The 8,996-nt window shown below is 61.9% G+C and carries 8 protein-coding genes; all 8 read left to right on the top strand.

What is annotated here, in order from left to right:
• Positions 1 to 428 precede the first annotated feature (428 nt).
• The 8 genes from NKJ76_RS23465 to NKJ76_RS23430 all read left to right on the top strand — a co-directional run bounded on the left by NKJ76_RS23465 (position 429) and on the right by NKJ76_RS23430 (position 8,966).
• Positions 429 to 1,451 carry a LacI family DNA-binding transcriptional regulator gene (locus tag NKJ76_RS23465; protein WP_023724728.1) on the top strand — a complete coding sequence of 341 codons (1,023 nt, stop codon included), beginning with the start codon at positions 429 to 431 and terminating at the stop codon, positions 1,449 to 1,451.
• 173 nt (positions 1,452 to 1,624) lie between these two features.
• The gene (locus NKJ76_RS23460) at positions 1,625 to 2,638 is read left to right on the top strand and encodes an SIS domain-containing protein (RefSeq protein ID WP_023738306.1); all 1,014 of its coding nucleotides are present in this window, start codon (positions 1,625 to 1,627) and stop codon (positions 2,636 to 2,638) included.
• A gap of 28 nt (positions 2,639 to 2,666) precedes the next feature.
• Positions 2,667 to 3,989 (top strand): ABC transporter substrate-binding protein, encoded by a 1,323-nt coding sequence (locus NKJ76_RS23455; protein ID WP_352538459.1) that lies wholly within the window; start codon positions 2,667 to 2,669, stop codon positions 3,987 to 3,989.
• 9 nt (positions 3,990 to 3,998) lie between these two features.
• Positions 3,999 to 4,958, top strand: coding sequence for a carbohydrate ABC transporter permease (locus tag NKJ76_RS23450; RefSeq protein WP_352538458.1), 960 nt, complete (start codon positions 3,999 to 4,001; stop codon positions 4,956 to 4,958).
• The gene (locus tag NKJ76_RS23445; RefSeq protein ID WP_352538457.1) at positions 4,955 to 5,815 is read left to right on the top strand and encodes a carbohydrate ABC transporter permease; all 861 of its coding nucleotides are present in this window, start codon (positions 4,955 to 4,957) and stop codon (positions 5,813 to 5,815) included. Before NKJ76_RS23450 ends, NKJ76_RS23445 begins: the two co-directional genes overlap by 4 nt.
• A gap of 21 nt (positions 5,816 to 5,836) precedes the next feature.
• On the top strand, positions 5,837 to 6,691 hold the full coding sequence (locus NKJ76_RS23440) for a sugar phosphate isomerase/epimerase family protein (RefSeq protein ID WP_352538456.1): 855 nt from the start codon (positions 5,837 to 5,839) through the stop codon (positions 6,689 to 6,691).
• The gene (locus tag NKJ76_RS23435; RefSeq protein WP_352538455.1) at positions 6,688 to 7,551 is read left to right on the top strand and encodes a PfkB family carbohydrate kinase; all 864 of its coding nucleotides are present in this window, start codon (positions 6,688 to 6,690) and stop codon (positions 7,549 to 7,551) included. The genes NKJ76_RS23440 and NKJ76_RS23435 overlap by 4 nt, the downstream gene beginning before the upstream one ends.
• Positions 7,548 to 8,966, top strand: coding sequence for an NAD(P)/FAD-dependent oxidoreductase (locus NKJ76_RS23430; RefSeq protein WP_352538454.1), 1,419 nt, complete (start codon positions 7,548 to 7,550; stop codon positions 8,964 to 8,966). The genes NKJ76_RS23435 and NKJ76_RS23430 overlap by 4 nt, the downstream gene beginning before the upstream one ends.
• Positions 8,967 to 8,996: the final 30 nt, after the last annotated feature.

The raw sequence follows: 8,996 nt of genomic DNA, 5'->3' as shown, positions 1-8,996 counted from the left end.
TCAACATGGACGACCTGCGCGAGCACAAGAAGCTCGCTCTGCGCCAAGCCGCATGACCAGCATCATGGCTGCCCCATTTTGCAGAACTTGACGCACACAACCTGCAATCGCTGGACGAGTTTGGCCGCAAGGCTAGTCGTCTCCATCAGTGTTATGACCGATACCAGGGAGGGCGCCTAGACCATAGCGTGAACTCATTGCCGTATGCTGGCAGTGCGAGGCAATTAACTGACTGCACAAGATGTAAGTGCATTCGTGGATCAAATTTCCAGATAGCCAAACAGCGCGCGTGTCTCGATTAGGTGGCAAGGAGTTGCGAAAGCTATGTTCGCAGTTTGAGAATCGTCCGATATGCCCCACAACGATGCCGGCAAGACGAGCCGAGGATGATCTGACGCAATGTTCAGATCCAAGAAGGACGGTTACCTGTGACCCAGAAAGGAATCACACTAAAGGACGTTGCCGCAGCGGCTAAGGTGTCGCGCGCCACGGCCGCCCGTGCGCTCAACAGCTACGGTTACGTTGGCGACGAGACGGCGCTCCGCGTGGTTGCGGCAGCCGAAAGGCTGGGCTATCGGGCCAACCTCGTCGCGCAGGCGCTGCGCAGCGGACAGTTGCCGATTATAGGCTTCGTGCCCGGCGACATCCAGAATCCGTTCTTCGCCCGAATCGCGCACGACATAGAGGTGGAGCTGCGCAAGCACCGCCACAATCTTCTGATTGCCAGCAGCGAGGAGAATGTAGAACAGGAAAAAGAACTGCTTGAGAGCCTTCGCTCGCTCAGCATTCGCGGCTTCATCCTTGCCCCAACGTCTGCAACCGACAGCCAGCATATTGTGCAACTGGCCCGCGAAGGCGCGCCGATCGTGCTCATCGACCGCGTGGTAAAGGACCTGCAATGCGACAGCGTCGTCGTCGACAACGAGGGCGGGGCACGCGAGGCAGTGGACTATCTGGTTGGCAACGGTCACCACCGGATCGGTCTTTTGCGCGACGAGTCACGCATCTTTACGGCACAGGAACGCTTGGCTGGCTACCAAAACTCGCTCCACTCGCATGGGATCGCAATCGATGAAGCGCTCATCGGCGTATCGCGCTCGACCGTCGAGCACGCCATCGAAGCCACGATCCGCCTGTTCAGCCGGCGCAATCGCCCGACCGCACTGTTCACGGTGGACAGCCTCATGACGCAAGGCGCGCTTCTTGGCCTGCGTTCAATGGGGCTCTCGATTCCGCATGATGTGTCGGTGGTTGGCTTCGATGACTTCAACCTCGCCACGTTCACCGATCCGCAGATAACGGTCGTGGCGCAACCCATCTCCGAGATCGGACCGCTCGCCGCCAGATACCTGCTGGAGCGGCTTGCCGGCAAAAAGGTTGCACCGCGCCGTACCCGATTTCAGACCCGCTTGATCGTACGCGGATCGGTTGCCCGGCGCGCTGTGCGCTAAAGAGCAAACCCCCCGATTTCGGAGAACTTCGTCTAAAGGACTTGCCATTGGCGAAATTGCGTGCCCATTATTGCTTGTGAGATCGATCTCACATCGGGAAAACGAGCTAGACGGCCCACCGACGCCTAAGGCGGGCTAGAGGCCTGTAACATGCGAAATACAAGGAAAACGTCATGCTGAACTTCGATAGGGACCGCTTCGTGAAGATCCAAAGCGGGGCCGTCGCCGTCGCAGGTGAGGTTCGCTCACTGATGCGCACACTGCTGGCAGATGGCGTCGAGCGGCTGTTTTTCATGGGCACCGGCGGCGTGCAGCTTCTAACCTTGCCCGCGATCGAGTTGGCGCAGCGCTGTTCCACCTTCCCGGTGAGCGGTGCCTATCCGGCGCAGGTCGTGATCGATCCGCCCGCCGGTCTCGACAGCAAGGCCGTGGTGGTCATCCCGTCCTTGTCGGGCACGACCAAGGAAGGCGTCGAGCTCATGGTCTTTCTGAAAAAACGTGGTGTGCGCACGATTTCGCTCACCGGCCATTCGGATACGCCAATCGCACGGGAGGCTGACCACAATTTCACGAACTTCGCCGAAGACGACACCTCGTCGGAATCCTTCTACCTGCAGACGCTGCTGATCGTCCTTGCCCTGCTGGAAGAGCGCGGCGAATATGATGATTTTGATGGCACTGTCGCCGAACTCAAACTGCTGCCGGATCTGCTTGCCGACGCCAAGGCTGCCTTTGAGGACAGGGCGGCCGAACTGGCCCAGACAATCAAGGACGATACCTATCACATCTTCACCGGCGCCGGCTCGGTGTGGCCGGAGGCACACTATTACGGCATGTGCATCCTCGAAGAGATGCAGTGGATTCGCACCCGCCCGGTGCACGCCGCCGACTTCTTCCACGGTACGCTCGAGTTGGTCGAGCCGGGCGTCAGCGTTTTCGTGTTCAAGGGCGAAGATGCCCTTCGGCCCCTGGCCGACCGGGTCGAGAACTTCGCCAAGCGCTACACGGACCGCGTTCGCACGCTGGACGCGGCCTCGGTCAAGTTGCCGGGCATCTCCGCAAAGGTCCGCGGCATGATCTCGCCGGTTCTGCTCGCCACCTTGCTCGAGCGGCTGAGCGCCCATCTCGAGGTGCTGCGCAACCACCCGCTGACCACCCGTCGCTACTACAAACGCGTGGAATATTGATCCCCTCTCACCTCTGAAGGAGCTATCCATGAAACGTTCGCTGCAAATCGTGGCGGTCACGGTGGCCGCGGTATCATCATTGGGGTTGTCGATAAGCGGCAGTTCCGCCGCTTCGCCGGCTGTCACGGCCGACCCAAACGCCAAGGTGGAATACACCGGCACGCTTTCGGTCCTGACGAAGTTCGGGCTGCAACAGCTGTCGCCCTATTTCGTCAACCTGGCACAGGCCTATGAGAACCTCCATCCGGATGTGAAGGTCGAACTTATCCAGGAGAGCGACGACAGCGTGAAGGGCAAGACCAAGACGCTGGTCGCTTCCAACTCGCTGCCCGATATCTATTTCTCCTGGACAGGCAGCTGGGGTGGCAATTTCGTGCGCGGCAATCGCGCCGTTGATCTCACGCCCGTCATTGCTGCCGATACCGAGTGGGGCAAGTCGCTGTCTCCAGCCGCCGTCAAGGCGTTCCAATACAACGGCAAGTTCTATGGCATTCCGCTTTACCAGGATGCCAAGTTCATGGGTTACAACAAGCAGATCTTCGCCAAGCTCAGCCTCAAGGCACCCGGCACTTTCGAGGAATTGCTGACCAGCTGCGACGCCATCCGCAAATCCGGCGTGACACCGATCTCCTTCGGCAACAAGGAGGCCTGGCCGGCAATCCACTTTGCAGGCCAGCTGCTCGCCTACAACGTGCCGCAGGGAACGCTGGAACGCGACTTCGATCCGGCCACCGCCCAATACACCGACCCAGGCTATATCGCAGCACTCAAGCAGTTCAGCCAGCTTGTCGAGCGCTGCACCGATGGCGCCGGCGTCAACGGCACATCCTATGCCTCGGCTCTCCAGGCCTTCACCAACGCGCAGTCGGCCATGTACTACCAGGAGATCATCGAGTTCGATCAGGCCGCCACGCCGGAGTCGGCGTTAAAGCCCGCCGATTTCGGATTCTTCCGGCTGCCGGTGCCCGCCGGCGCCAAGGGTGACGCCAGGTCGATCGAGGGCGCGCCGGAGGGCTACATGATCAATGCGGCATCGAAGAACATCCCGCTGGCGATCGATTTCATGAAGTTCGTGACCTCGAAGGAAAATGCGCAGGTCTTGTCTGCGCCACCTTATGGCCAGCCGAGCGCCACCATCGGCGGCGCCTCGGAATCGAACATGAGCGCGGCTGTGGTCGATGGCCTCAAGGATATCAACGCCGCCTCATACCTCATGCCCTGGCTGGATACGGCCAACCCACCGCGCGTCGCCGCCGTCTGGCTGTCCAGCCTGCAGGCGCTGGCGGGCGGCTCGATGACGCCCGAGCAAGTGATGGACGAGGTGCGCAATGCCGCATCCGCGGCCAAATAAGGCATACCAATGGCAAGGGCCTCGGACACAGTGGACAGCGGCGCCGACATCGGCGTCGCCAAGCCGCAACGGCCAAAGAGCCGGCGGGCGCGCTTCGCCAACCTGTTGTCATTGCGATGGGCGGCGATCGCGCTCATCCTCATCGGCTGGTTCGTGTATTATCCGATCGTCGACAATTTCATCGTCAGCACCACCGACCAGGACATCTACACCGGCGAGGTCACCAATGTCGGCCTCGCCAACTACGACCGGCTGCTGCATGACCCGGTCGTGCTGCTGGCGCTGTGGAACAACTGCCTCTACGCTCTCATCTCCGTCATCTTCCAGGTCTTCGGCGCGTTCCTGCTGGCGGCCATTATCGAGGACCTGAAAAGCGAAAGCTGGCGCCGGCTGTGGCGCGCCGTCTATTTCGTGCCGTCGGCAATCTCGATCACGGTGACCGGCCTGCTGTTTTATTTCATCTACCAGCCGCAGATCGGCTTGCTGGATGCCGCGCTCAGCCGTGTTGGACTGAGCCAGCTCGTCATGCCTTGGCTCGGCAATGAGCACACCGCCATCTATGCCATCATCGCCATGAGCCAATGGCAGGGTTTTGGCTATTCGACGCTGCTGTTCGCCATTGCCATCCAGAAGATCCCGCGCGACCTCTACGATGCGGCAACGATCGACGGCGCGGGTCCGCTTCGCCGCCTGTGGAGCATCACCTTTCCGCTCACCCGGGAAATGACGGGGTTGATGATCATCGTCACCATCACGGGCGCGTTCCAGGTGTTCAACGAGGTTATGGTGATGACCGCAGGCGGGCCTAACAACAGCAGCCAGGTGCTGGGCACGTGGCTCTACCAGAAGGCCTTCATCGAGGACAATTTCGGCTATGGCGCGGCGATCGCCGCCGTCATCTTCATGTTGACCATGCTCACAGGTGCGGCACAGCTCTGGTACACCAAGCGCCGCCGGGTGCAGCTATGAGTGCGATGGTCGCAGCCGGTCGCAGCCGGAACGTGAATGTGTGGTCGGTCATCGCCAGGACATTGCTCTATTCGTTCCTGGTCTGCCTTGGTGTCGTCGTCATCTATCCGCTGATCTGGATGGCGCTGAGCGGCTTCAAGGACAATGCGCAGATCTTCGGCGATCCCTTCGCCCTGCCCACCCATTGGTCGTGGAACAATTACATGCAGGCATGGAACCAGGGCGTGCGTGGCTACGTGACAGTCTCGGTGCTGGTGACCGTCGCTTCGGCCATATGCACCGTCCTGATCAGCGCCTGGACGGCCTTCGGCCTGACCCGCACCAAGATGTCGGCAAAGCCGCTGGTTATTGCCATCGTTCTGGGCGGCTTGATGCTGAGCCCCACCGTGGCGATCATTCCACTGGTGAAGATGTTGCAGGCGCTCGGTCTCTACAACACCTACTGGGCGCTGATCATTCTCTACACGGCGTTCCGTGTGCCGTTCACCACCTTCCTCATCCGCGCCTACATGCTGGATCTGCCTGAAGACATCGACGAGGCGGCGACGATGGATGGCGCCAGCAAGGGTCAGATCTTCTGGCGCATCACCTTGCCGCTGTGCCGGCCGATCATCATTTCCTGCGTCATCCTGCACGTCCTGTTCGCCTGGAACGAATATCTCTTCGCCATGATCTTCACGAGCGGCTCGGATGTGCAGACGCTGCCGGTCGGACTGACGTCGATCATGGCAACCCACGGGACCAACTATGCCGTGGTGTTCGCGGCCATGACGATCTCGGCGCTGCCTATCGTGATCGTGTTCTTTGCCGCACAACGCTACTTCATCCGTGGCTTGGCCGAAGGCATCGGCAAATAACAATTCCCGAAAGGAGCCTTCATGCCGCAGCTCGCTGCTCATCAGCTGATCGGAGCCAATTTCAGCTTCCAGCACTTCCCCTTCGATGAGGTCGCCAGGACGATCCGAGGCTTTGGCCTGCTCGAGATCGAGCTGTGGGGGATTGCCCAGCATCTGGACCTGTTCCACGCCACGGACGCACGTGTCGAATCCGTTCGCCGGGTACTCGCCGACAACGAGCTGTCGGCTTGGTGCTTTACGCCTGAGCAGGTGTTGTATCCAATCAACATCGCCTCAGGCGACGCCGCACTGCGCCAGGACAGCATCGAGCGGTTTTGCCGTGCAGCCGACATCTGCGCGGCGCTTGGCGCCCGCTATCTCTTCCTGACGCCCGGCCGGGGCTACGAGAGCGAACCCCGGCAACCGGCATGGGACCGCGCGGTCGGTTCGATCGGCGAGATCGCCCGGCGCGCCGCCGCAAACGGGGTGCGCTGCCTGCTCGAGCCGTTGCAGCGGTTCGAGAGCAACCTCGTCAATAATGCGGCAGGCCTGCGCCAAATGCTGGATGAGGTGGGCGCCGGCAACGTCGATGTCGTGCTCGACACTGTCGCCATGGCCACGGCCGGCGACACCGTGGCCGGCTATGTCGACCTGTTCGGCTCGCGGCTGGCGCATGTTCATCTGGTCGACGGCACGCCAGGCGGGCATCTGGTGTGGGGGGAGGGCACGCTGCCGCTCGACCACTATGTCAGCGAACTCGCGCGCCTCGGCTATGCCGGTAAGTTCACCTTCGAGCCGTTCGGCAACGGCTCCTACGCGCTCGATCCGGTAAAAGCCTGGACACGCTGCCTTGGCGCCATCGCGCCGTATATCGATCGCGCAACGGTGCCGGCATGAGGTCGAAGAAGCTTATCGCGGTCGGGGACAATTGCCTTGATGCCTATTTGACCAACAACTTGATGACGGTGGGCGGCAATGCCTTGAATGTCGCGGCGCAATGGCGGCGCAACGGCTGGTCCGCGCGCTATTTCGGCGCCGTCGGGAACGATCCCGAAGGCGACGTGGTGCTTGCCGAACTGCAAGGTGCCGGCCTATCTCCGGACGACGTCGAACGGCGTCCCGGCGATACGGCCGTCACCTTGCTGCGCGATGAATCCGGCGACCGGAAGTTCCTGCACGAATCCTTCGGTGTGGGCGAAAACTACATGCCGGCGCCCGCGCATTATGCGGTCATCGCCGCGGCCGACTGGGTGCATCTCGGCACCAACGCCAACAAGCACCTTGTTCAACGATTGGTGGCGGACCATGTGCCGTTCAGCATCGATCTATCGACCGCCCATATGGCGCTGCCGCTCGACGGTGTCCCGCTTTTGTTTGCGTCCGGACCGGACGATGTCGATGTTCCCATCGAGCCATCGCTGGGCGCGCTCAGGGCGGCCGGCGCAAGGCAGGTGGTTTTGACCTGTGGTCGACGCGGCTCCTACTTCGACGATGGCACGAATGTCGTGCATGCGCCGGCGACGCTTGTCGATGTCGTGGATACGTGTGGCGCCGGCGACAGTTTCATTGCCACTTTCCTCGCCGGCTTCCATTTCGGCGGCCTCGGCGCCCTGGAGGCATTGCACAGGGCGTCGATCGCGGCGGCGCAGACCTGCACCCATCTTGGCGGGTTTCCCCAGAGACCGCGTCCGATGCCCGATTGGCTGCCAGCCAAATATGCCAGCTTCATTGTCGATGCGCAGGGAGCCCAAGCGTGACTACAATTCGTTTGCGGCAGCCTGCGGTCGCGCTTGCATCTGACCGGTCGTTTTGGCTGCAGGACATTGCCGCCGCCCCTGCGACCGAGCCATTGCGAGGCGACGAGCGCGCCGACGTGGTGATCGTCGGTGGCGGCTATACCGGTCTGTGGACGGCGCTGCGGATCCTTGAACTGGCGCCGCAAACGCGGGTGGTGATCCTTGAAGCCGATCTGTGCGGATCGGGGGCCTCGGGGCGCAACGGCGGTCAGGTCCATTCATGGTTCGCCGAAATCGACCAGATCAGTGCGGTCGTCGGTCTCGAGGAAGCGCGCCTGCTGTGCGCCGACACGGTGGCATCGATCGCGGAGCTGAAGACGCTGCAGCAAAACGGCACCATAGACATGGACCTGAGGCTGGATGGATGGCTGTGGACCGCAAGCTCCATTGCGCAGGAAGGCGCCTGGGAGACCGCCGTGGCCTTGACGGCAGCTGTTGGAGAAAACCGTTTCAGGCCGCTGACGGCCGAGGACATTCAACGCCGCACCGGTTCATCGGCCTCCTATGTCGGCGTCGTCGAGACCACTGCCGGCACGGTCCATCCCGCCAAACTTGCCATCGGATTGCGCAAGCTGGCACTGGCACGCGGCGTCATCATCCATGAGCGCAGCCCGGTCCTCGCCATCGAACCCGGCATGACATGCACGGTGCGCACGGCGCATGGCGCGGTACGGGCTGACAAAATCGTGCTTGCCGCCAACGCCTGGCTTTCGGCGCTGCCGGAACTGCGACGGCATCTTTATGTTGTCGGCAGCGAGGTGATTGCCACTGCCGCCGTCCCCGAACTGCTCGACAGCATCGGCTGGCGCGACGGTGCCTCGATATGCGATTCCCAGGCCCAGGTGCTCTACTACCAGCGCACCATCGGGGGCAGGGTGGTCTTCGGTCGTGGCAGCGGCAACGTCGCCTTCAGTGGAAATTTCGGCGCCAGCTTCAACCGCAGCCCGGAGCACGGCCGCGACAATATGCGAGAGCTGCATCGGGTCTACCCCTCGCTGCGCGGTGTGGCGATCGAATATGACTGGTCGGGGCCGATCGACTGCGTGCCTGAACACGTTCCTGTCTTCGACCACCTGCGCGATCATCCCAATATCTTCTACGGCATGGGATTTAACGGCACCGGCATCGCGCAGACGCCGATAGCCGGACGCATTCTGGCGAGCCTGGTGCTCGAGCGAAAGGATCGCTGGAGCGAAAGCGGTCTGGTCGGCATCGAGCGGCGCATGTCGCTGCCGCCCGAGCCGTTGCGTTATCTCGGCGCCAGGCTTGTCCGCGCCGCGGTGCGCCGCAAGAACGAGGCCGAGATCCGCAACCGAAACGCCGGCAGGATCACCAGTCTTCTGGCGGCCCTGAAGCCAGGCAGGCGCAAGAAGTAGCCGGGCATCTCGCTCATCGTCACGCTCTTC

Origin of the sequence: Mesorhizobium sp. M0029, from assembly GCF_040323735.1 — a bacterium.
GTDB lineage: Bacteria > Pseudomonadota > Alphaproteobacteria > Rhizobiales > Rhizobiaceae > Mesorhizobium.
The sequence above is the reverse complement of the archived record's forward strand: the minus strand, read 5'-3'. Positions and strand labels throughout refer to the sequence as shown.